Origin of the sequence: Streptomyces amritsarensis (genome assembly GCF_001953875.1) — a bacterium.
GTDB classification, from domain to species: domain Bacteria; phylum Actinomycetota; class Actinomycetes; order Streptomycetales; family Streptomycetaceae; genus Streptomyces; species Streptomyces amritsarensis.
On sequence record NZ_MQUR01000046.1, the window covers coordinates 34,522 to 56,495 of the forward strand.

The following is a 21,974-nucleotide window of genomic DNA, read 5'->3' on the forward strand; positions in this document are numbered from 1 at the left end:
TGGTGCGGCAAGAATAGGCTCGTTCTATGCAAATCGGTCACGCCAGTGCCCGGGCGCTCACGGGCGGCCGAGCACCGATAGGAGCCTCCTCATGGCAGACGTCAAGGTCGGGCTGTACGTATACGTCGAGGCCAAGCCCGGCAAGGAGGAAGAGGTCGCCGACTTTCTCCGCAAGGGCTTTGATCTTGTGCAGGAGGAGCCCGACACCGTCGCCTGGTTCGCCGTGCGCCTGAGCGCGACCGCCTTCGCGATCTTCGACGCCTTCCCCAGCGACTCCGCACGTCAGACCCATCTCAACGGCCGGCTGGGCAAGGCCTTGATGGAACGAGCCAGCGATCTGTTTTCCCAGCCGCCTTCCATCGAGCGACTCGACGTTCTCGCCCACAAACTGCCCTGAAGACCGGACGCGGCTGGCCGGCCCGGCGTGTTCCCCATCTCGCACTCTCTGACCACTCTCGGCCTGCCGCGCAACGTTGACGGGCGGGGTGAATCTGGCGCGTCGCACGGGCGGGTCCTTCACCGTCGTGTACGTCCAGTAAGCGATGCGGTTCCTCCGAAGTCGTGCGTACGGGGCACGACTTCGCCTCGGCCGCGCCCGCCTAGGGCGTGTATCGGAAGTTGATCTCATCAGGTGTCGAGTGGAAGTTCCAGCAGTTCCTCAGGAGGCAGGAAACCGGAGCGCCGATACAGAGGGGTGCTGCGCTCTGACGGCCATACGATCAAGCCCTCGAGGCTGGCGCTACGTGAGTGCTGCTTCAGCGCCTCCAGGAGTGCGGAGCCAGCCCCTTTGTTCCGTTGTGACGGCATGACGAAGAAGTTCGTGACATAGCCGACCGGGTTGTTGTCGCCGTAGGGCTCCGGCATCCTCTCCACCAGACAGAGGAAGACGTGTCCGCAGATTTTGCCCTCGGTCTCCGCGACCCAAGCCAACCAGTGGCCATCGCTGAGCCGGGTGCGGATCCAATGCTCGGCCTCTTCCAGGAGCCGAGCAGGAGCTGGCGGTTGCCCTTCGTAGTCCTCCTGCTTGAACATCCAACGTAGTTCGGCCAAGGTCCGCGAATCGGCGGGCCGGGCCGGACGCACGATGAGGTCTGTCGTCATGGGGGCGAGCTTCACTCCTGCAGCACGGTTGGGCAAACCGATTACCGCGCCGGTCACAGCCACTCGTTGATGGCCGCAACGAGGACGGTCGCCTCATAGCGGACCGCGAGCTTGTCGTATCTCGTGGCCACCGCCCAATTCCTCTTGAGGCGGTTGATGCCGCTCTCGACTGCGTAGCGCTCCTTGTGGGCCTCCGACTCGAACTTCGGCGGTCGGCCGCCGTGTGAGGCGCGTTTCTTGCGGTTGCGGGCCTGTCAGCCTTGTCTGGGACCGTGCACCGGATGCCACGTCGACGCAGATAGGAGCGGTTCTTGCGGGAAGCGTAGGCCTTGTCGGCCCGTACCCGGCGGGGACGAACGCGCGGTCTGCCCAGCCCCAGCCGCGCGACCCGGATGCGTCCCAGAACGACCTCGAACTGCGGGGAATCGCCGCGCTGCCCGGCCGTGATCACGATCGACATGGGCTTCTGGCCCTGCTTGACAGCGAGGTACAGCTTGGTGGTCAGGCCGCCGCGCGAGCGTCCGAGCCCATGGTCGGCCGGCTCGCTGGCGACACCGCCGGGAGGGCTCCTTCTGCAGATCCCCCTTTTCCGAGCCCCGGCGGCGTGCTGTTGGACCCGGCACACCGTGGAGTCGACGTCAATGTCCCAGGTGATCAGGTCCTTCGCGTCCGCGCGGGCCTGAAGTGCGGCGGAGATCCACTGCCACGTGCCATCGCGTTGCCAACGCCGGAACAGGTCGTAGACCCTGCCCCACGGCCCGTACCCGGCAGGTACATCCCGCCAGGGGATGCCGGTGCGGACCCGAAACCGTATGCCGTCGATCAGCTGCCGCAGAGGCCAGACGGGCGGCCGTCCCGCCTTGTGCCCTTCGGCAACAACGGCTCCAACACAGCCCACTGCTCGTCCGTGAGATCCCCCGACGGCGGCGCCGCGCTCTGAGAGGGCGGTTCGTGAGTCTTTGAGCGGCTCTGCCATCGCCTGATGGTGTGGGTGCGCGGCGGGACCCGCCGGTCCGCAGGCGCTCGCCTGCTGGTGTGATGATGTTCCCAAGACCTACGGGCCTTCGACACGCCAGCGGCATGACCTCGGACGAGTCGCCGAAGGTGGAGAACCGGTTCCCAAGCGAGGCCACGACTGGCTGGACTACGAAAGATGAGAGAAACCATGACCGCCCTTGAGCGACTTCGACACCTCATGCAGCCGTCGAGTATGGGGACCTTCATCGACTGGGACGACATCGCGGTGGCGTACGGCACCCGATTCCCGTCCGATTACAGGAACTTCCTGTCCGTCTACGGCAGCGGTGAAATCGACGGAATGCTGGCCGTCTTCGCTCCGAGCGTGGATCCTCATACTCCTTCCCGTCACACCTCAAGGCTTCCGGCGGATGTTCTCGACCTGCCGGAGGTCAACGAGTGGAACGACCCGCTGCACGCCGAGCTTTACGGCCCGGCGGACATCATGGTCTGGGGGGAGACAGTCGAAGCGGACGTACTGGGCTGGATCACGAGCAGCCACGAACCCGGCACCTGGCCTGTGGCTGTCTATACGCACGGAGGTGAGTGGACGGTCTACGACTGCACCATGACGGAATTCCTGCTGCAGCTCCTCACTGGAGAATTCGACGGGAACCCGACAGGGCTGACGCGTCTGTACGGAAAGGGTAGCGCGGAGTTCACCACCGGCTGACAGGTCAGGGCACCGGAGTAGGACACTGTCTCCAGAGCTTCTCAGCGGGCGGTTCGTGACTTTTGAGCGACTCTGTCGTCGCCTGATGGTGTGGGTGCAGGGCGGAACCCGCGGGTCCGCAGGCGCTCGTCTGCTGGTGTGATGATGCGCGTGAATGCATGCCCTATCCCAGCGACTTAACCCAGGCGCAGTGGGCTCTGATCGAGCCGGTGATCACGGCGTGGAAGGACCGGCACCGCTCGGTCAGCGGTCATCAGGGGGCCTACGCGATGCGGGAGATCGTGAACGCGATCCTCTATCAGGGCCGGACCGGCTGCCAGTGGGCCTACCTCCCGCACGACCTCCCGCCGAAGAGCGCGCTGCCAGGTACGTGAGAAGGCCCGTCGGTTAGAGGACCCGACCCTGGAGGTCCTGGACACCCAGAGTATCCACGCCGCCGCCGGGATCCCTGCCTCCACGACCGGCCGGGATCCGGCGAAGAGGGTCCCGGGCCGCAAGCGGGGGCTGGCCGTGGACGTGCTCGGCCTGGTCATCGCGGTGGTCGTTCTCGCCGCGAGCGCGCACGACAACGCCGCGGGCGTCGCTTTGCTGGACCAGGTCGCCGAGCACACCGGCGGAACCGTCGAGAAGGCGCTGGTCGATCAGGGCTTCAAGAACCAGGTCGTCGCTCATGGGGCCGGCCTGGGCATCGACGTCGAGATCGTCGTACGCAATCCGCAGGAGACGGGGTTCGTTCCGCAGCCGAAGCGGTGGAGGGTCGAGCAGACTTACGGGATCCTGATACTGCACCGGCGTCTGGTCCGCGACTACGAGCACCGCCCGGCCTCTCCGCCTCCCGCGCCTACTGGGCGATGACCCACGTCATTGGCCCGCCGCCTCACCGGCGCGAACACCCCCACCTGGCGTGAAACACAGGCGGTGGCCGTGTGAACATCCAGCCCCTGCTCGATGCGCTCGGCATCCAGGAGGAAGCCGCACGGGCCCTGACCAACGACCTCCGCACCCGGATCGGCGAACTGCAAGACCGCCTGCGGGAGGCCGAGACCCACCTCGAACACCTCGCGATCACGCGGAAGACCGTCACCGCACTCGCGGACCGGCTCCCGGCCGCCTCGCCGGACCTGCCCGAGCACCCGGACTACCCCCGCATCCGCGCCAAGCTGAAAGGCCTGGTCAAGCTCGACATCCTCACCGAGGCCGACACCGGCAACTTCACCAAGAAGCAGTAGCCGACCGGGTTTCGCGACGAGCAACTCCGCCCAGCTCCACCCGGAAGCAGACATCGGCTCACGAACCACCCTCTGAGGGCTGGACGAGTGTGGCGTACGCCGTCGTTCCCGGCCAAAGCCTGCCACCCGGCTTCATCATCACCTCGCGGTTCGAGGTACCCACCTTGAACGAGCCGGGCGCGCTGCCGGGTGCAACCCGCTGGGGCAGCCCGATGCTCGGGGCGAACCTCCGCTTCGTCGTCTCCACGATCCGTACCGGCGTCGTGACGAGTTCGGGGTTCTCGGCGCCGGACGGCATCCCGCAGTCGTGAGCGGCTGACCGGCACCTGCGTATGGCGACCTCTCAGGTCTTCCGTCCGCCGGGCCTCTCGGTGGCGGCCGCGGAGTCCTCGGTGTAGTAGCCCTGGAGGAGTTCCCGCTCAGCGTCCCGGTGCGGGAAGAGGAAGAAGATCAGCAGTGCGCCCAGGGCGATCGCGGCCAGGCCGACGGTGTACGCCGAGTCGTCGCCGTGGAGGAACGACTGGCGTGCTGCCGCGACGATCTGTTCGGCGTACTCGGGGTGCTGCTGGGCGACCTGCTCGGCGGAGGCGAACGACTTCGTCAGCTCGCTCTGGACCTGGTCCGACACGTTTGTGCTCTCGGGGGAGGCGGCGATCGCCGCGCTGAAGGCGGAGGCGTAGCCGGCGGTGAGGAGTACCCCCATGATGGACTGCATGACGGCCCCGCCGAGGTCCCGTTGCAGGTCGGCGGTGCCCGAGGCCATGCCGGCCCGCCGCACGGGCACCGATCCGGTCAGCGAGTGGGATGCGGGTGTCCCTGCGAAGCCGGCGCCGGTTCCGATGAGTACATAAGCGAAGCCGATCTGCCAGTAGCTGCTGTCCTCGCCCCAGAACAGCAGCATCCACACGAAGGCGAGGAAGAGGAACGTGTAGCCGATCAGCAAGGTCGTGCGGGCGCCGCGTGTCTCGACCAGCTTCGCGGAGCGCGGTGCGACGAGCACGATCATCACGACGAGCGGGAGGATGGCGGCGCCGGCTTCGACGGGGTTGTACTCGAGCACGTTCTGCAGGTACTGCTGGCTGATGAACGCCGACCCCATCATGGAGCCGTACACGATGATGCCCGCACATGCGGCGACCCAGAACATGCGCCGGCCGGCGATGTGGAGGTCGTACAGCGGGTTGGGGGCCCGTCGCTGACGCCAAGAGAACGACGCTCCGGCGACCAGGGCGATCACGACGAGGCCGGCGACGAGGTCCCCCTGGTCGGGAACGGCGGCGAAATTGATCGCCAGCACCAGTCCCGCGACCAGGAGGACGGACAGGATGCCGCCGAGGTTGTCCACCGGTTCCGCCGACTCGTTGGCGTGCGCGGGGACGAACAGCAGGGCCATGACGAGCGCGACCGCGGCGAGGGGCAGGGTGACCAGGAACACCGACCCCCAGTAGAAGCGTTCGAGCAGCGCGCCCGCGATCACGGGCCCGAGCAGGGAGATGCCGCCGCCCAGGGCCGACCACAGGGCGATCGCCTTCGTCCGGCCCGGTCCGGCCCACAGGGCGGTGATCAGGGCCAGGGTGGTCGGGTAGGCCATGCCGGCCGAGAGCCCGCCGAGGATGCGGGCCACCACGAGGACGGTGTCGTTCGGCGCGTACGCGGCGAGCACACAGGCGGGGACGGACAGAGCGGTACCGAGGAGCAGCAGCAGCTTGCGCCCGTAGCGGTCGCCGATCGCGCCCAGATAGAGCACCGATGCGGCGAGGCCGAGGGAGTACCCCACGGCGATCAGGTTCAGCGTGGTCTGGGACGAGTCGAAGGCCTTCCCGATCGCGGGCAGCGCCACGTTGGCCACCGACAGGTTCAAGTTGGCCACCGCCGCGACGACGATCAGGGAGGCCAGAACGAGCGGCGCACGCGCCGGGGCCTCGTGCGGAACGTCGATGCGAAGCGCGCCGCTTTTCGACATGGAACCTCCGGGGCGATCTGTGGGCTTCGCGAGAGTCTTGCCTGATCCACCGTGTCGCACATCGCCCCATTGGGATGACACGCCCACCGTCTGTCGACGCGACCCGGCCTCGGCGCATCGGTGGTGGGGCGCCCGGACGCCGACCCTGTGTGCGCAGGACGGCCCGTGCGCAAGCTCCGGGCTCCCGCACAAGGCATGACGCGAGAGTCGGCCGGGTCCTTGGTCGAGGGGTCGGACGTGGGCCGGCGGCTGCGTGGAGGGGCGGACGGGGGGTGTGAGGGGAACCACTCGCCTACCCTGTTCGTCACTCGCTACGAGCGTCTGATTTCCCAAGGTGAGGATGGTGGGGATGGATCCGGTATCGGTGGGGCTGCTGGTGGCGCTGGCCGGCGGGGTCGCCGGCGAGGTCGGCCGGCAGGCCTGGGCGGGGCTGGGTGCGCTGGTGCGGCGCCCGTTCGGCCGGGGTGGCGAGCAGGCCCCGGCCGTCAGTTCCGGCGAGGCGGAGCTGACGCGTCTCGCCGCGGATCCGGAGGATCAGGCCCGGGCGCAGGCCCTGAGTACGGCGCTGGCGGTGCGGGCCGCGGTGGATGAGGACTTCCGTGTCCTGCTCGCGGTGTGGCAGGAGCAGGCCGCCTCGGTCCGTGCCGGGGGCGGGGCGGTGACGAATGTCGTCAGCGGCGGTACCCAGAACGGGCCGGTCCTCCAAGGCCGGGACTTCACCCACACCAGCTTCACCGCCGCGGCCGCGCCTCCGGCTCCCTCCGGTGGCGCCGGGCGCAGCGCGGCGGACCCGACGCGTTGACCGGCGTGGGCGCCGCCCGCGAGGGCGGCTCGACCAGCAACACGATCACGGGCGGGACCTTCTTCCACGCGGTCGTCCAGGGCCGGGACATCACCGTGCAGCTGCCGCCGGCGATCGATCGGGCGCTGGCCGGGCTGCCCGCCCCGGCCCCTGCCTTCACCGGCCGTGATGGGTACGTCGAGCGGCTGCTGGCGGATCTGGCCCCCGCCGCCGGGGGCGCGGACGGGCAGCGCACGGTGCGGGTCAGCGTGGTGTCCGGGCTGGCCGGCATCGGCAAGACCGAACTCGCCGTCCAGACCGCCACCCGCGCCCTCGACCAGCCGGGCTGGTTCCCCGGCGGGGTGCTGTTCACCGACCTCGCCGGCTACGCGCCCGAACGCAGCCTGTCCCCCGAACGGGCCCTGGAAGGACTGCTGCGCGCCCTGGCCGTTCCCGGCGAACACATCCCGGGCGGCCTGGAGGACCGGCAACGGCTCTACCGCAGCGTGCTGGCCGCCTACGCCCGCGAGGGCCGCCGCGTCCTCGTGGTCGTCGACAACGCCTCCACCACCACCCAGGCCGGCCCCCTGCTGCCCACCGACGGCATCAACGCCGCCCTGGTCACCTCGCGTCACACTCTCGACGGCCTCGACGCCCGCCTCCACGACCTCGACACCCTCGACACCGCCGCCTCCCTCGCCGTACTCGACCGGGCACTGCGCCACGCCCGCGGCACCGACGACACCCGCTTCACCGACGACGCCGATGCGGCCGCCGTGATCGCCCGGCTGTGCGCGGGCCTGCCGCTGGCACTGCGCATCGCCGCCGCGATCCTGGCTGCCGCACCCTCCAGGCCGGCCTCCCACCTGGCGGCCGCGCTGCGGGCCGAGCACGGCCGGCTGGACAAGCTCGCCCGCCCCGACCGTGCGGTACGGGCCGCCTTCGACCTGTCCTACCAGCACCTCACCCCCGCCCAGGCGCGGCTTTTCCGGTTGCTGCCCCTCAACCCCGGCCCCGACCTGGCGACCGAATCCGCCGCCCACCTCGCCGACACCGGACCCGACCAGGCCGAGGAGACCCTCCAGCAACTCGCCGAAGCCCACCTGATCGAGCCCGCCTCGTCCTGGGGCCGCTGGCGCATGCACGACCTGGTCCGCCTCTACGCCGACGAACACGGCCGCACGCACGCCACCCCCGACCGACGCGACAGCGCCCGCGCCCGCCTGTTCACCCATTACCAGGACACCGCCCGGGCCGCCGACAGCCACCTGGACACCCTGCCCGGCCCCCGGGCGCCCCGCTTCCCGGACCGCGCCGCGGCCCTGCACTGGCTGGACGCCGAACACACCAACCTGACCGCCACCGCCAACGCCGCCGCCGCACCAGGTCTCGGTGACTCCTCCCCCACCGTCTCCCTCGCCTTCTCCCTCGCCCGGTTCCTCGCCCTGCGCCGCTCCTTCGACGACGCGATCACCCTCACCGCCTCGGCGCTGGCCGTCTGCCGGGGACTCGGCGACCGGCACGGCGAAGGCCAGGCGCTGAACAACCTCGGCAACGCCCTGAGCGAGGTACGGCGGTTCGAAGAGGCCATCCACGCCCACACCCAGGCCACCACCCTCTACCGCGAACTCGGCGACCGCCACCGCGAAGGCCAGGCGCTGAACAACCTCGGCAACGCCCTGAGCGAGGTACGGCGGTTCGAAGAGGCCATCCACGCCCACAGCGAGGCCGCCACCGTCCTACGGGGACTGCGCGACCGCCTCGGTGAAGGCCAGGCGCTGAACAACCTCGGCATCACCCTGCAGCAGGTGCGGCGGTTCGAGGAGGCCGTCCACGCCCACACCGCCGCCGGCGCCATGTACCGGGATGTGGGCGACCGCTACCTCGAAGCAACGGCGCTGATCAACCTCGGGGGCGCCCTGGTGCAGCTGGGACGGTTCGAAGAAGCCGCCGACGCCCAGACCCGGGCCGCCACCGTCTTCCGGGAGTTCGGTGACCGTCATCTCGAAGGAACGGCGCTGAACAACTTCGGCTACGCCTTGCAGCAGGTCGGGCGCTTCGAGGAGGCCATCCGCGCCCACACCGGGGCCGTCGCCATCCACCGGGAACTCGACAGCCGCCACGGCGAGGGCCAGGCACTGGGCAACCTCGGCGCCGCCTTGGTGCAGGTGGGGCGGTTGGAGGAAGCCGTGAGCGCGCACACCCGCGCCGCCGCCGTCTTCCTGGAGACGGGCGACCGGCACGGCGAGGGCAAGGAGCGGTCCAACCTGGGCGTCGCCTTGGTGCAGGTGCGGCGGTTCGAGGAAGCCGTCCACGCCCACGCCCGGGCCGTCACCGTCTTCCGGGAAACGGGCGACCGCCACCGCGAAGGAGCGGCGCTGAACCACCTCGGCGGCGCCCTGCAGCGGGCGCGGCGCCTCGAGGAGGCCATCCGCGCCTACAGCATGGCCGCCGCCGTCTTCGGGGAACTGGGCGACCGCGACGGCGAGGAGGCGGCGCTGCAGGCGTGGGCGGTCACGCACAACGAGGTCTGGCTGGGGCAGAGCTGACGCCCCGGAGCAGGAACCGGCCACGGAAGGTGGCCGCACCGAGGTGCCCGCAGCCCGCGGTGCTATGCCGTGCCGGGAGCGGTGGGCAGTCCTTCACCGGTTTCCGGCCCCGGTGTCGGTTCGCTGAGCTGGTCGCGCAGGTAGTTCCAGACGACGGCGATGAGTGCGGCCACCGGTACCGCCAGCAGGCTGCCCACGACGCCGGCCAGGCTGCCGCCCAGGGTGACCGCGAGCAGGATCACCGCCGCATGGAGACCGAGGCTCCGGCTCTGGATCATGGGTTGGAACACGTTTCCTTCGAGCTGCTGCACCCCGACGATGATGGCCAGGACGATCAGCGCGTCGGTCGGACCGTTCGACACCAGCGCGATGAGCACCGCCACCAGGCCGGCGAACAAGGCCCCCACGATCGGCACGAACGCCGACACGAAGGTCAGGACGGCCAACGGCAGCACCAGGGGTACGCCTACGATCCACAGGCCCAGGCCGATGAACACGGCGTCGAGGAGCCCGACGAAGGCCTGGGAGCGGACGAACGAACCGAGGGTCTCCCAGCTGCGCGCGGCCACGACGGGAATGTCGGTGGCGAGGCGGCCCGGAAGCTGGCGGGTGAGCCAAGGCAGGAAGCGGGGGCCGTCCTTGAGGAAGAAGAACATCAGGAAGAGCGCCAGGACGGCGGTGATGAGGCCGTTGAAGATGGTGCTCACCCCCGTGACGACGGTCGAGACCGCGCTGCCGACGCTGTTCTGGAGGCGGTCCATCGCGGCGTCGGTGGCGCCGGTGATCTGGTCGGCGCCGATGTTCAGCGGCGGGCCGGCCGCCCACTCGCGCAGTCGTTGGATGCCCTCGGTGACGCCGCTGACCAGTTCGCCGGACTGGGAGGCCACGGGCACGGCGATCAGCGCCACGATGCCTGCGGCCGCCAAAAGGGACAGCACCGTCACCGCGGAGGCGGCCAGCGCGGGCCGCCAGCCCCGGCGATGCAGGAATGCGGCCAGCGGCCAGGTCAGGGTGGTGAGGAACAGGGCGATTATGAGGGGCCAGACGACCGACCACATCCGGCTCAGAACCCACAGGGTCGCCGCCGCCATGACCGCCACCACCAGCACTTCGGCGGAGACACGTGCCGACGTGCGCAGTGCGGCAGCCGCCTTTGTGGAACTCAGAATCGCAGACATGACGTCACCCTAGTCACACCGGTCGGCATCGGTGCAGGGCCCCGGGCGGGTCGGCCGTGCGAGCCCGCGGCCGTCGGGCGAGAGGCCGTTCTCGGGGACAGGCTGCGCCGCGGCCGGAAGCGCGGCCGCGGAGGGGCCGTCTTCTCTCTCCCCCGCGATACGGTGCTGTCATGTCTCGATCAGTTGAAGCCGGACCGGCCCTGTCTCCCATCACTGCGGACGATGTCGAGTTCACCGTGCGGCTCGCCGCGGGCGTCCTTCGGGACGCACCCCCGGAGAGGTGGGGCGGTAGGGCCGGCTCGCTGGAGTGGGATTGCTGGGAGACCGTCGAGCATCTGGCCAACGACCTGTTGTACTACGCCGTGCAACTGGGGCCGCAGAGCCCGCCGCTGGACACCCATGTGCCCTTCGCGTTGAGCCGGAAGAGGCCGGACGGACCCGGGGTCTTCGTCCACGCGGAGCGGGACGCGGGTCCGGCCGGCCTGGTGCAGGTGCTTGAGGCGTGCGGCGCGCTGTTGGTCGCCATGGTGCGTACGACGCCGCCCCAGGTCCGCGCCCACCACGCCGCCGGGGTGTCGGACCCCGAAGGCTTCGCCGCGTTGGCGTTGCAGGAGATGCTGGTGCACATGCACGATCTGGCGGCAGGCTTCGGGTTTGACTGGGACCCGCCCTCCGCTCTCTGCTCGCGGGTGCTCGCCCGCTTGTTTCCGCACGCTCCGGGCGGCTCGGATCCCTGGCTCACTCTGCTGTGGGCCACCGGCCGCGCCGAACTCACGGAGCACCCCCGTCTCACTGCGTGGCGCTCGGACAGCACACCGCGGCCATAGGGGCGGATCGGTTTCAGCGCCGCCGGGCTGAGCCGGTGCCATCGCCGGATAGTCGTCGCGGGGCTCCGAGCGGCCGAGTTGCCTGAGCCGTACCGACTGAAACAGGCAACAAGCCGTACCCGGAGCCCCTGGGCTCCGCCGATCCTGCGAACGCCGGTCCGAGCCCACGACGAAGGCATGACCCGGCAATCCCATGGTCCGCCCGCTCAGGTGAGGGCGGCGATCACCTCCCGCGCCGCCCGTTCGCCCTCGGTGGCCCCGCCCTCCATGAAGCCCTGGAAGTCGTAGCTGCAGTGCTCGCCGGAGAGGTGGACGTTGCCCTGCGCGGTGCCCTCGTACTTCGCGTACCGGTGCAGATACCCCGTCGGCCAGTACGAGTACGCGCCGAGTGAGTACGGGTTGCGGTGCCAGGCGGAGATCTGGGCCCGCCCCGTCCATGCGGCCTCGGTACCGGGGAAGAACGCGTCGATCCCGGTCAGCATGCGGTCGGCGAGCCGCCGCACGTACGGGTCGGACTCGGTGGCGAACGGTGTGGCGGGGGTCAGGGCGCGCGCCAGGGTGCCGCCGCCGTACTGGAGCAGGATGCCGCCGGTGCCGGGTTGGAGCTTGGTGGTGTCCCAGGTCTGCTGGACCTCGGAGTCGGTGAAGCAGTCGCCCGCCGACACTCCGGGCCAGGGGCCGGTGCCGCGCCACGGGCGGCCGGTGAACTGCATGTTGAGCTTGGTGCAGGCGCCCATCCGGGCATCGCGCAGCAGGTTCTTCATGAGGGGGTCGAATCCGGCTGCCGAGGTGTCGACGGCCTGGAGGACCGGCAGCGGCAGGCACAGGACGGTGTGGTCGGCGACGGCCGTGCGGGTGGCGCCGGAGTCGTCGAAGGTGAGGGTCTGGGTCCCGTCGGCGTGGGCGCGCACGGCGACCAGCCGGCGGCCCATGACGATCGAACCGGAGGGCAGGGCCGCGGCGATGGCGTTCGGCAGCTGGTCGTTGCCGCCGACGATGTGGTAGCGCTCGTTGGACAGGCCCCAGACGTTGAAGTTCCCGGGGTTGGGCTGGTAGCCCATCAGCAGGACCAGCGCGAGGGCGGACTGCTCGGTGGTGTCGGCCCCGTATTCGACGTTGTAGGCCACGTCGATGAAGCGGCCGAGCGGCGAGCCGTGCCCGCCGGGTACCCGGCTCTCGATCCAGTCGTAGAGGCTCATCCGGTCCAGGGCGGTGCCGGCGGGGGTGGTGGAGTTCCAGGAGACCTCGCCGGATTCCTGGAGGTCGCGGTGCAGCTGCTGGTAGACGGCCTTGAAGTCCTCGTCGGCCTGGGTGCGGGAGTAGTACGCGCCGTTGAACCACAGGACTTCCTCCGCGCCGTTGGGGCCGCCGCCGAGGAAGTCCTCGGTCCGGAGGCCGAAGCGGCGGCACAGCTCCAGCATCTTCTTGTGGCTGGTGTCGATGAGTTCGCCGCCTATTTCGGAGGACTGCCCGTACGCCCAGTGGTCGCGCTGCGTCCACATCCGGCCGCCGACACGGTCGGGGTTGGCCTCGTAGACCGTGCACGGGATGCCCGCGTCCTGGAGGGTGAGGGCGGCGGTGAGGCCGGCGATGCCCGCACCGACCACCGCGACACGGGCCTGCCGGGGCCTCTTGCCGTCGGGGGCGGGTGCCGGGGTGGCGGCGCGGGCCGGGGCGGCGGCGACGCCCGCCACGGCGGTGCCGAGGCCGAGGGCGGCCGCCCGCAGCATCAGCTCGCGGCGGTCGAGGCCGCGCACGTCGGCGACGGGCAGGCGCAGACGGTGGGCGGCGGCGTGCTCGGCGGTGAGCCGGCGGAGTGCGTGCATGAGGGGCGTACGGGCCATGGCGGGGCTCCTTCGCGGGTCCGGCGACTGCGGGCCGGGCGTACGGGGATCAGGCGTATCCGGATCACACGTCTCCGGATCACGCGTACGGGACTCAGGTAGGACGGGGTTCAGGCGTTCGCGGGAGAGGTGGGCAGGCCGGTGGTGCCGTCGGCGCCCGGCCCGGTGCCGTCGTCGGCGCGGCGCTCGGCGGCGTCCTCCAGGACGATGCGGCCGATGACCTCGTAGCGCTCGGGCGCCTTGGCCTTGAGCCACAGGCCGAGGCCCAGTCCGCCGAAGAAGACGGCGCCGACGATCCACGGGATCAGCTTGAAGAAGACGGAGCCGGCGGCGGCTCCGGCCGCGGTCTCCATGTTGACGACGAGCAGGACCACGACGGCGGTCATGCCGATCCCGCCGAGCAGGGGCGCGGTGAAGGTCCTGAACCAGTGCCGGTCCTCGGGGTGGTTGCGGCGGAAGTAGCCGATGACGGCGAAGGAGCACAGGGTCTGGACGATCAGGATCGCCATGGTGCCCAGGATCGCCAGCAGCGTGTACAGGTGCAGGTACGGGTCCTGGCCGTTGAGCCAGAATCCCGCGACCAGGGCCACCGCGATGGCGGTCTGGACGACGGAGGCGACGTGCGGGGAGCCGTACCGCGCGTGGGTGCGGCCGAGCGCCGGGTGCAGGAAGCCCTCCCGGCCGATGGCGTACAGGTAGCGGGCGGCGCACTGGTGGAAGGCCATCCCGCAGGCGAACGAGCCGGTGAGCAGCAGCCACTGGAAGGCGTCCACGGCCCACGGGCCGATGAAGTGCCGGGTGGGGGCGAAGAAGAGGTCGAGGGGGTTGGTGGAGGAGGACAGTTCCACGGACCCGGTCAGGCCGTTGCCGGCGATGGTCATCCAGGAGACGTAGATGTAGAAGAGGCCGACACCGACGACGGAGATGAGCGTGGCCTTGGGGATGACCCGCTTGGGGTCGCGGGACTCCTCGCCGTACATGGCGGTGGACTCGAAGCCGACCCAGGACCAGAAGGCGAAGAAGAGGCCGAGGCCGGCGGAGGCACCGGTGAAGGCGTTGCGGGGGTCGACCGGCTCGACGGGGATCCCGTCGGGGCCGCCGCCGGCGACCAGTACGGCGGTGGCGACGGCGAACAGGACCGCGATCTCGGCGACCAGCATCACGCCGAGGGCCTTGGCGGTCAGGTTGATGTCGAAGTGGGCGAGCCCGGCGGTGACGGCGAGCATCCCGGCCGCGTACAGCACCCAGGGGAGGTCGATCCCGAGCTGGTCCTCGACCGTGGTCTGCGCGAAGTAGGAGAAGACGCCGACGATGGAGGCCTCGAAGACGACGTACGCGAGGACGGCGAGCATGCCGGAGGCCATGCCGGCGATCCGGCCGAGTCCGTGGGAGATGTATCCGTAGAAGGCGCCCGCGGCGGTGATGCGCTTGGCCATGGCCACGTAGCCGACCGCGAAGACGGTCAGGACGACGGTGGCGAAGAGGTACCCGGCAGGGGCGCCGGTTCCGTTGCCGAAGCCGACCGCGATGGGGAGGTTGCCGGTCATGGCGGTGATGGGGGCGGCGGTGGCGACGGCCATGAAGACGACGCCGACCAGGCCGACGGAGTTGGCCTTGAGACGCTGGACCTCGCCCGTGGGGCGGGCCGCCCGGGTGGATCTGGGGGTGCCGGTGGAACCGTTGGACATGTCGTCCTCTTCCGCTCGTGCTGTGTGTCCCGACGTGAGGCGGGCCACTCTGGCGGTACGTGACGCAACCCACAATCGGCATGCGGTCCGGTAATCGCCCTGTGGAGCCGACGAGTTGTCGGGGCATCAAGAGGCATCAGGAGGGGTCCGGGACGGATCAGGAGCCGTTCTCGACCTTGTCAGGGTCTGTTCAAGCCGGGGGCCGGTGGGTGAGGATCACGCCCGCACCACTCACTCCCCTTCTCCACCACGCCTTCCCACCCCCGGAGACGCCCATGACCCGCCGCACACCCCGCGGCATGCTCGCCGCGGCCACCGCCACCGTGGCGCTCTTCTCGCTCGCCGGCCCGGCCACCGCACAGTCCTCGGCCCCTACGGCCGGCTCCACCGCCCCGCAGGGCCGGATCTTCATGGTCAACCCCGTCCAGGCCACGGGCGACCAGACACTGACCGACGGCAAGGACGCCGATTCCGCCGTCCCCGTCACCGCGTACGCCCTGGCCGCGCTGCGCAACCTGGACGCCGGCGGCGGGCTCCACGGCCGCTGGGCCTCCGTGCGCTCGGACACCGGCCCCTCGGCCAAGACCGGCGACGCCGCCGGCTACACCCGGCACGACGACCGGTTCGAGCAGGTGATGGCCTACTTCTGGGTCAACGAGGCGCAGGAGTACCTCCAGTCCTTGGGCTTCGGCACGGAACTGCCGGGCGTCAACGACCGGGTGCAGCCCATACGCATCAACCAGTGGGGCGCGGACAACTCCTTCTTCACCGACAAGAAGGACGAGATCCGCTTCGGCAAGGGCGGGGTCGACGACGCCGAGGACGCCGAGGTGATCGTCCACGAGTACGGCCACGCGGTGCACGAGGCCCAGGTGCCCGGGTTCGGTACCTCGCCCGAGGCCGGCGCGATCGGCGAGGCGTTCGGCGACTACCTGGCCGTCGCCGTCGGCGAGCACGCGAGCGCCCGGTACGGATGGACCCGCCGGGCCGACCTGGCATGCGTCGCCGACTGGGACTCGACGGGCTACAGCAGCCCCCCGCACTGCCTGCGCCGGATCGACGGCACCAAGGTCTACGCGGACCGCGTCGGCGGGGTCCACGCGGACGGCGAGATCTGGTCGCGGGCGCTGTTCGACATCCGTGGCGCGCTCGGGGCCCGTACCGCGGACCGGATCATCGTGAACGCGCAGTTCGGCTTCGCCCCCGGCACCGGCTTCGCGGACGCGGCCCGGACAACGGTCGCGACCGCCGAGCGGATGTACGGCGCCGCGGCCGCGCAGCAGGTCCGCGCGGCCTTCGCGGCCCGCGAGATCCCCGGCATCTGACCCGGCTCGGTCCGGTGTCGTCGCCTCGACGGCGCCGGACCCGCTGCGCGATCCCGGTGAGGAGACTTCGCGGCACGGGTTTTCGGGGATCCGGCGACGGCCTTTTCCTTGCCGGCACACCGGAGTATCGAGCCCTGCTCGGCGACGAGGCGGGATGGTTCTTGCTTGCGGCGCCGACTGCGGTGTCCTCCGTGTCGGCACGCCGGAAGAAGTCGGCTTCCGTCGGGCCGGGCATGAGGGAGGTGACGATGAGCGGGCTGTCCTTCAGCTCGTTGTGCAAGGCCTGCGCGAAGGCCGTCCGGCACACGGGGGTCCGTACCGTAGGTGCCTGATACTCCGACAGTCGTTTAACACCGTGGGGCGCCCCGCATACCGTCCCCGGCCGCTGGCAACAGGGCCGGGGGGTGCGCCCCGGCTCGGGCCGCAGCGCACCCCTGGTGTGCTGGCAGCCGGTCAGGGCCCGGTGAGTTTTCCGACGTATCAGGAGCCGTAGTGACCGTTCGACGCATCGATGTGATTCGCCCTGCCGAGCTGACCCCGGACGACCTGGAGCTGTGGGGCGAACTGCGGGCCAGTACGGCGCCGGAGGCCAACCCCTTCATGAGCCCGGAGTTCTGCCGGGCGGTCGGCCGTGTCCGGCCGGGTGCCCGGGTCGCGGTGGTGCGCCAGGACGGTGAGCCGGCCGGCTTCTTTCCCTTCGAGCGCGGCCGGTGGGGCCGCGGCCGGGCCATCGGCCTGGGTGTGTCCGACTGCCAGGGCGCCGTGCTGCGGCCCGGTGCGGTCGTGGACCCGCATGAGCTGCTGCGTGCCAGCTCCCTGTCCGTCTGGGAGTTCAACCACCTCGAAAGCGGCCAGGACCTGTTCCTGCCGTTCGCCACGGGGCGGTTCGCCTCGCCTGTCATCGACCTCACCGGCGGATACGCCGGCTACGAGATCCGGCTCCGGGCCGGTTCCCGCACCTTCCTGAAGACGACCCGGGCGCAGGAACGCCGCTTGGCCCGGCAGGCCGGGCCGCTGCGGTTCGTGTTCGACGAGCGCAGTCCGGCGGTTCTGCGGACGCTGATGGCGTGGAAGTCCGCACAGTACCGCCGAACCGGTCGGCGCGACCGGTTCGCCCAGAGCTGGATCAACAACCTGGTGACGATGCTCGCCGCCACGCGGGCACCGTCCTGCTCGGGCCTGCTGTCGGTCCTCTACGCGGGTGGGCGGCCCGTCGCCGCGCACTTCGGCCTGCGCTCGCGCAGCGTGCTGTCGTGCTGGTTTCCCGCCTACGACCGGGACTTCGCCACGTTCAGCCCTGGACGCGTCCTCTACCTCCGCATGATCGAGGCGGCCGCCGCCGCCGGCATCGACATGCTCGATCTCGGCAGGGGTGACGCCGCCTACAAGGACTCCCTCAAGACACGGGAGTTGATCGTGCACGAGGGCGCCGTGCTCCGGGCCGGGACGGGGGCGGCCCTGCACTGGCTCAGCCATGAGCCGCCGCGCGCCGTCCGGGGGTTCGTGCGCGAGCGGCCGCAGCTCAAAGCGGCAGCACTGCGCACCCTGGCGACCGTCGGCAGGATGCGTGACCGGACGTCCGGCCCGTGACGGCCAGACCGGTGTCAGGCGGCAGGTGACGGGCGGCCGCCCGCGCCGCGGCGGGCGCGGATTCCGGCCGCCCCGGCCTACGCCAGGGCACCGGCCGGAGTCCGACGGCGTGCGCAAACGCGGGAGGCCGCAGGCCCGTCGGCCCGCGCATGCGCCCCCGCGCAGCACTGCGGCCTCCGCCGAGGCACGAGGCCGGGGCCGGGACCGAGGCCGGGGCCGGGGCCGAAGCCGGGGCCGCAGTGCACCTGCCGTCCGGCGCCATCAGGTGACCGCCCCGCGCAGAGTTCCTTCCTCGTGCGGCTGCTTGGCGGCACTTGCGGCTACGGCTCCGGCCCTCCGCGGGGCCCGGCATACCGGTCGCACTCCGCCTCCCTGTCTCGGGCAGAGCTGGCACCGGTCACTATCCTGCCGGGATGACCACGTACTCACCCCCTGCGCTGACCCTGGAGACCGCCAGGGACCTCCAGCGCACGCTCGGAGCCGAGATCCAGCCGGGCCTCAGCGAGCGGGAACTCGACGCGGTCGAGGCACGGTTCGGCTTCACCTTCTCGGCGGACCACAGGGTCTTCCTCGCCGCGGGGCTCCCCCACGGGTCACGCAGCTGGCCGGACTGGCGCAACGGCGACCCCGTGGACCTGGCCGGGAGGCTCTCCGGCCCGGTCGAGGGCGTGCTCTTCGACGTCGAGCACAACGGGTTCTGGCACCCCGCCTGGCCCCCGAGGCCGGCGGGGACGTCCAACGCGCTGCAGGTCGCACGGTCGGAGTTGGCGACCGTACCGCAGTTGGTCCCGGTCTACAGCCATCGCTACCTGCCCGGCACAGCGGGCGCATGCGGGCACCCCGTGCTGTCCGTCCACCAGAGCGACGTCATCATCTACGGGAACGACCTCGGTGACTACGTACGGCGCGAGTTCGCCGGCCGGGCGAGCCATCTCACGGCCCGTGCGACGGTCGACTTCTGGTCGTACTTCGTAAACGGCGGTCCCGGCATCGACGTCACCGCGCCCACGCCGCACACCCCGTACGCCGTCAGCGCGCCCGAGTCGATCGAGTACCTGAGGATGCTGGCCCTGGAGCGTCTGATCGGCCGGCCACACCACCCGCACCAATTGATCGAAGCAGGGCTCACGGCATTGGTTCTCGGTGTCGAGACGCAGTCGCTTCCGCTGCTCGCCGGCCTGTCACGCACCGAGCACGAGAGCGCGGGTGCGCTCTTCGACCAGGTCCTTGCAGAACTCCGTCTGCCCGGGGGCCTTCCCGGCGACGACACCGGTATCCCCTGGGAGGCGGCACGTTGGGAGCTCGTGCGCTGGTGGCTCCGCCTGATCGTGCGGGGGAGCATGGCCCCGGGAGCCGGCGGTGACGTGATCACGTACGAGGGCTGGGGCGCGTTGGACCGGCCCCGCTCGCTTCGGCCGTTCGTCGACAGGGTCGATGCCTACAACGGAGGGGAGGCGAGCCCGCTCGGAACACGGGAGCAAGCGATCGTCACCGAGGCCGAACGGCTGCTCACCGGTCCCTGGCCACCGCTGGACTGAAAAGGCGAGGATGCCGCCACCCCTCGGTCCGACCTCACCACGCCCACGGCCGGAACCAGCCGCGGCCACCGCGTGCGTGCCCGAACTCTTGGAGTTTTGCATGGCTTTGACGGCCTTACATCCCGAGGCCGGCCGGCTCGACGTCTCACAGCCCGACCTCGGCGGCGGGCTGGCCTGGTCCGACATCTACCGCGCCCGTCCCCGACCCGGTTTGACCTGCCCCGAATGCGGGTGGGGTGTTCACGCCAAACACACACCGCGGCCGCGCCGGGTGCGCATGTTCGCGCACGACGCGGGCCGGCCCCCGCAATGCACGCTGGCCGAGGAGTCATGGGAACACCACCTGCTCAAGCTGGAGATGGCCGGAGCGATCAGAGCCGCGGGATGGCACGCCGACATGGAGGTCGCGGCCCACGACGGGACGTGGCGCGCCGATGTGATGGCCACTTCCCCGGACGGTGAACGCCGCATGGCGTGGGAGGCCCAGCTCTCCCCGATCACCGTGGACGACATCCGGGCGCGGACGGCCCGCTACCGCGCGCACGGCATCGGCGTCTGCTGGGTGTCGCCACACGCTCGCGCGCCGCTGTGGATGGGGGAGGTCCCGTCCATACGGGTCCGCCCGCCGCTCGACGACGACCCCGGCCCGTGGATGGTGGACGACGGGCTCGCCGGCTTCGATCCGGTCGGCGGCCGCTGGGAGTTCCGAGTCGAGCCGCTCCCCCGCTTCGTGGACTGGGTCCTGCGGGGCTCCCTCATCACCCGCCGCGCCCTGCCCGACTACCGCCAGGTGTCACGAACCGTCGAGGACGTGTACGAGATCCACGTCCGCGACCTGTGGTGGACCTCCCGGAAGTCGGCGGACGCACAGGTGGAGTACGAGCGGTTGCGGCCCCGGCGGGAGGCAGCGGCACGGGCCCGCGAGGCGGAGCGGCAGGAGCGGGCGGCGGCAGCCGCCCGGAGGCGCAGTGAGCGAGCGGCTGAGTACCAGCGCCGCCGGGCGGCGGCTGCCGAGCGAGGACGGAAGGCCCGCGCAGCGGAGAAGGAGCGTGGTAGGGCGGCGCGGCGGGAAGCGGCGCAACGGCGTCAGGCCGAGGAAGAGCGGCGGCTCGCCCGCGAGGAGCTGGAACGGGCCCGACGGGCGGCGTTGGAGCGGGACGCGACCAGGATCGCGGCCGCGTGGTGGGGGCGCCTCTCGCCGGCGCAGGTCGAAGAGATGTTCGCCGCCGTCTTCGAGGAGGCCGAGGAGGACGGCGTGGTGCTCAGCGATCCCGGTGCCCGTGAGGGTGTACCGGCCTTCGCGTACGGTGTGCCCGTTCACGGCGGCGGGCTCTACGGCGTCGTTCGGCCGTGCCCCGCCCTCGCGGTCCTCTCGCCGCAGCTCGCCTTCCAACGGATCTTCGTCCGCAACGCCGGTGAGGCCCACGAACTGACCAGCAGCGGGATACCCCCGTGGAGGATCCGGGATCTGGAACTCCCCGACTCCCGGTAGGCCGGCCCCGCACACCAGGCCGGATCGCCGCCGGGTGGCCGATGGCAGGCCGGGCGATCCCGCGGTGCAGATAAAGGACAAGGAGGCACAAGCGTGCTGGAACGGCTCAATCAGGCGCTCGAGCACCTGGAAACACGCCTCGATCAGGACATCGACATGGCCGAGGTGGCCCGGATCGCCGCCGTGTCCGAATACCACTTCCGGAGGCTGTTCTCCGCCCTCGCCGGAATGCCGCTCCCGCTCTACGTCCGGCGCCGGCGCATGACACTCGCCGGCGCCGAGGTACTGGCCGGGGACCGGACGCTCCTCGACATCGCGGTCCGCTACGGCTACGGCTCGGGCGAGGCGTTCGCCCGAGCCTTCCGTTCCGTACACGGCATCGGTCCCGGCGAGGCCCGCCGCACGGGTGCCGTACTGACCGCGCAGCCGCGCATGTCCTTCCGCGTCATCGTCGAAGGCAGCACGGGCATGCGCTACCGGATCGTGGAGAAGGGGCCCTTCCGGATCGTCGGCAGGAAGGCCACCGTCCCGCTCGTGCACGACGGGATCAACACAGCCGCGACCGCGCACGTCGAAAGCCTCGACGAGCAGACCGTCGCACGGATGAAGTTGCTGGCCGGCCTGGAACCGGAGGGGATCCTCTCCGCCTCGGTGCACCTCACCGACAGCCGCGAGGAAGGCGCCGAGGTGGACTACTGGGTGGGCGTCGCGACCCGCCCCGAGACGAACGCCGGCGGACTGGACACCCTCGACGTCCCGGCCGGCACCTGGGCCGTGTTCGACGACCACGGCCCCTACCCGCGCGCCCTCCAACAGCTGTGGCGCGACGTGTTCACGCAGTGGTTCCCCTCGAACCCCTACACCAGCCGGCCCGGCCCGGAACTCCTGCGCACCCGGCCCGTGGAGACCGGTATGACGACCGACTCCCAGCTGTGGATCCCCGTAGAACGCGGCCACCGCCCCGGCAGAAGATAAGGGCCGGTACGCACTCCCCCGCGGGCGCCCCCGGCCCCGCCCCGCACATCAGGCCGCCACGGCGGACGCCCCGACCGACTCCATTACCCTCAAACGCGTGATCGAGCACATCAACCAACTCGGCGCCAGCCCGCCCGCCCCCGGACCCCCGCCCACGCCGACCACACCCATCGTCTGGGCCCTCAACACCACCATCGACACCGT

General features: G+C 70.9%; 17 protein-coding genes and 2 pseudogenes. 13 read left to right on the top strand and 6 right to left on the bottom strand.

All coding sequences use genetic code 11. The features are described from left to right. Positions 1-91 precede the first annotated feature (91 nt). On the top strand, positions 92-397 hold the full coding sequence (locus tag AVW11_RS19850; protein ID WP_060180659.1) for a putative quinol monooxygenase: 306 nt from the start codon (positions 92-94) through the stop codon (positions 395-397). 230 nt (positions 398-627) lie between these two features. On the opposite strand, the gene AVW11_RS19855 is transcribed toward AVW11_RS19850, so the two are convergent. Then, positions 628-1,101 carry a GNAT family N-acetyltransferase gene (locus tag AVW11_RS19855; RefSeq protein ID WP_076045038.1) on the bottom strand — a complete coding sequence of 158 codons (474 nt, stop codon included), beginning with the start codon at positions 1,099-1,101 and terminating at the stop codon, positions 628-630. Positions 1,102-1,154: 53 nt separating this feature from the next. After that, positions 1,155-1,992, bottom strand: a pseudogene (locus tag AVW11_RS35925) (IS5 family transposase). Between the two features lie 274 nt (positions 1,993-2,266). Here AVW11_RS35925 and AVW11_RS19870 point away from each other — a divergent pair. The 4 genes and pseudogenes from AVW11_RS19870 (at position 2,267) to AVW11_RS37450 (ending at position 4,331) form a co-directional block, all read left to right on the top strand. Beyond that, on the top strand, positions 2,267-2,791 hold the full coding sequence (locus tag AVW11_RS19870; RefSeq protein ID WP_076045040.1) for an SMI1/KNR4 family protein: 525 nt from the start codon (positions 2,267-2,269) through the stop codon (positions 2,789-2,791). A gap of 158 nt (positions 2,792-2,949) precedes the next feature. Then, a pseudogene (locus AVW11_RS19875) lies at positions 2,950-3,721 on the top strand (transposase). Next, the gene (locus tag AVW11_RS19880; protein WP_076045042.1) at positions 3,718-4,020 is read left to right on the top strand and encodes a hypothetical protein; all 303 of its coding nucleotides are present in this window, start codon (positions 3,718-3,720) and stop codon (positions 4,018-4,020) included. The pseudogene AVW11_RS19875 and the gene AVW11_RS19880 overlap by 4 nt, the downstream one beginning before the upstream one ends. Before the next feature lie 164 nt (positions 4,021-4,184). After that, positions 4,185-4,331 carry a hypothetical protein gene (locus AVW11_RS37450; RefSeq protein ID WP_158076148.1) on the top strand — a complete coding sequence of 49 codons (147 nt, stop codon included), beginning with the start codon at positions 4,185-4,187 and terminating at the stop codon, positions 4,329-4,331. A 32-nt stretch (positions 4,332-4,363) separates the two neighbouring features. On the opposite strand, the gene AVW11_RS19890 is transcribed toward AVW11_RS37450, so the two are convergent. Further along, positions 4,364-5,983, bottom strand: coding sequence for an MFS transporter (locus AVW11_RS19890; RefSeq protein WP_076045046.1), 1,620 nt, complete (start codon positions 5,981-5,983; stop codon positions 4,364-4,366). A gap of 349 nt (positions 5,984-6,332) precedes the next feature. On the opposite strand from AVW11_RS19890, the gene AVW11_RS19895 reads away from it, so the two are divergent. Continuing rightward, the gene (locus AVW11_RS19895) at positions 6,333-6,785 is read left to right on the top strand and encodes a hypothetical protein (protein WP_060180655.1); all 453 of its coding nucleotides are present in this window, start codon (positions 6,333-6,335) and stop codon (positions 6,783-6,785) included. Positions 6,786-6,790: 5 nt separating this feature from the next. Then, entirely contained in the window at positions 6,791-9,313 is a 2,523-nt protein-coding gene (locus tag AVW11_RS19900; protein WP_079250699.1) for a tetratricopeptide repeat protein, read from the top strand. Positions 9,314-9,375: 62 nt separating this feature from the next. On the opposite strand, the gene AVW11_RS19905 is transcribed toward AVW11_RS19900, so the two are convergent. Beyond that, a complete protein-coding gene (locus AVW11_RS19905) occupies positions 9,376-10,491 on the bottom strand; it encodes an AI-2E family transporter (protein WP_076045048.1) in 1,116 nt (371 codons plus the stop codon). Positions 10,492-10,661: 170 nt separating this feature from the next. On the opposite strand from AVW11_RS19905, the gene AVW11_RS19910 reads away from it, so the two are divergent. Then, positions 10,662-11,318 carry a hypothetical protein gene (locus AVW11_RS19910; protein ID WP_076045050.1) on the top strand — a complete coding sequence of 219 codons (657 nt, stop codon included), beginning with the start codon at positions 10,662-10,664 and terminating at the stop codon, positions 11,316-11,318. Between the two features lie 206 nt (positions 11,319-11,524). Here AVW11_RS19910 and AVW11_RS19915 read toward each other — a convergent pair whose 3' ends face one another. Beyond that, entirely contained in the window at positions 11,525-13,162 is a 1,638-nt protein-coding gene (locus AVW11_RS19915) for a flavin monoamine oxidase family protein (protein WP_060180651.1), read from the bottom strand. 110 nt (positions 13,163-13,272) lie between these two features. Then, the gene (locus AVW11_RS19920) at positions 13,273-14,850 is read right to left on the bottom strand and encodes an APC family permease (RefSeq protein WP_076045052.1); all 1,578 of its coding nucleotides are present in this window, start codon (positions 14,848-14,850) and stop codon (positions 13,273-13,275) included. A gap of 275 nt (positions 14,851-15,125) precedes the next feature. On the opposite strand from AVW11_RS19920, the gene AVW11_RS19925 reads away from it, so the two are divergent. The 5 genes from AVW11_RS19925 (at position 15,126) to AVW11_RS19945 (ending at position 21,770) form a co-directional block, all read left to right on the top strand. Then, positions 15,126-16,175 carry a M4 family metallopeptidase gene (locus AVW11_RS19925; protein ID WP_030855681.1) on the top strand — a complete coding sequence of 350 codons (1,050 nt, stop codon included), beginning with the start codon at positions 15,126-15,128 and terminating at the stop codon, positions 16,173-16,175. 492 nt (positions 16,176-16,667) lie between these two features. Beyond that, entirely contained in the window at positions 16,668-17,765 is a 1,098-nt protein-coding gene (locus tag AVW11_RS19930) for a GNAT family N-acetyltransferase (protein ID WP_076045053.1), read from the top strand. A gap of 413 nt (positions 17,766-18,178) precedes the next feature. Beyond that, the gene (locus AVW11_RS19935) at positions 18,179-19,303 is read left to right on the top strand and encodes an SMI1/KNR4 family protein (protein ID WP_240528216.1); all 1,125 of its coding nucleotides are present in this window, start codon (positions 18,179-18,181) and stop codon (positions 19,301-19,303) included. 277 nt (positions 19,304-19,580) lie between these two features. Then, positions 19,581-20,795, top strand: a complete 1,215-nt coding sequence (locus tag AVW11_RS36665) for a competence protein CoiA family protein (protein WP_240528217.1) — start codon at positions 19,581-19,583, stop codon at positions 20,793-20,795. Positions 20,796-20,888: 93 nt separating this feature from the next. After that, complete coding sequence (locus tag AVW11_RS19945; RefSeq protein ID WP_076045055.1) at positions 20,889-21,770, top strand: AraC family transcriptional regulator; 882 nt, start codon at positions 20,889-20,891, stop codon at positions 21,768-21,770. Positions 21,771-21,974 lie beyond the last annotated feature (204 nt).

What these genes read in the sequence shown, in the direction of transcription:
- AVW11_RS19910 (WP_076045050.1), top strand. Translation starts at nt 10,662, where the DNA reads ATGTCTCGATCAGTTGAAGCCGGACCGGCCCTGTCTCCCATCACTGCG.
- AVW11_RS19915 (WP_060180651.1), bottom strand. Translation starts at nt 13,162, where the DNA reads ATGGCCCGTACGCCCCTCATGCACGCACTCCGCCGGCTCACCGCCGAG.
- AVW11_RS19925 (WP_030855681.1), top strand. Translation starts at nt 15,126, where the DNA reads ATGACCCGCCGCACACCCCGCGGCATGCTCGCCGCGGCCACCGCCACC.
- AVW11_RS19870 (WP_076045040.1), top strand. Translation starts at nt 2,267, where the DNA reads ATGACCGCCCTTGAGCGACTTCGACACCTCATGCAGCCGTCGAGTATG.
- AVW11_RS19850 (WP_060180659.1), top strand. Translation starts at nt 92, where the DNA reads ATGGCAGACGTCAAGGTCGGGCTGTACGTATACGTCGAGGCCAAGCCC.
- AVW11_RS19890 (WP_076045046.1), bottom strand. Translation starts at nt 5,983, where the DNA reads ATGTCGAAAAGCGGCGCGCTTCGCATCGACGTTCCGCACGAGGCCCCG.
- AVW11_RS19905 (WP_076045048.1), bottom strand. Translation starts at nt 10,491, where the DNA reads ATGTCTGCGATTCTGAGTTCCACAAAGGCGGCTGCCGCACTGCGCACG.
- AVW11_RS19855 (WP_076045038.1), bottom strand. Translation starts at nt 1,101, where the DNA reads ATGACGACAGACCTCATCGTGCGTCCGGCCCGGCCCGCCGATTCGCGG.
- AVW11_RS19920 (WP_076045052.1), bottom strand. Translation starts at nt 14,850, where the DNA reads ATGTCCAACGGTTCCACCGGCACCCCCAGATCCACCCGGGCGGCCCGC.
- AVW11_RS36665 (WP_240528217.1), top strand. Translation starts at nt 19,581, where the DNA reads ATGTTCGCGCACGACGCGGGCCGGCCCCCGCAATGCACGCTGGCCGAG.
- AVW11_RS19895 (WP_060180655.1), top strand. Translation starts at nt 6,333, where the DNA reads ATGGATCCGGTATCGGTGGGGCTGCTGGTGGCGCTGGCCGGCGGGGTC.
- AVW11_RS19935 (WP_240528216.1), top strand. Translation starts at nt 18,179, where the DNA reads ATGACCACGTACTCACCCCCTGCGCTGACCCTGGAGACCGCCAGGGAC.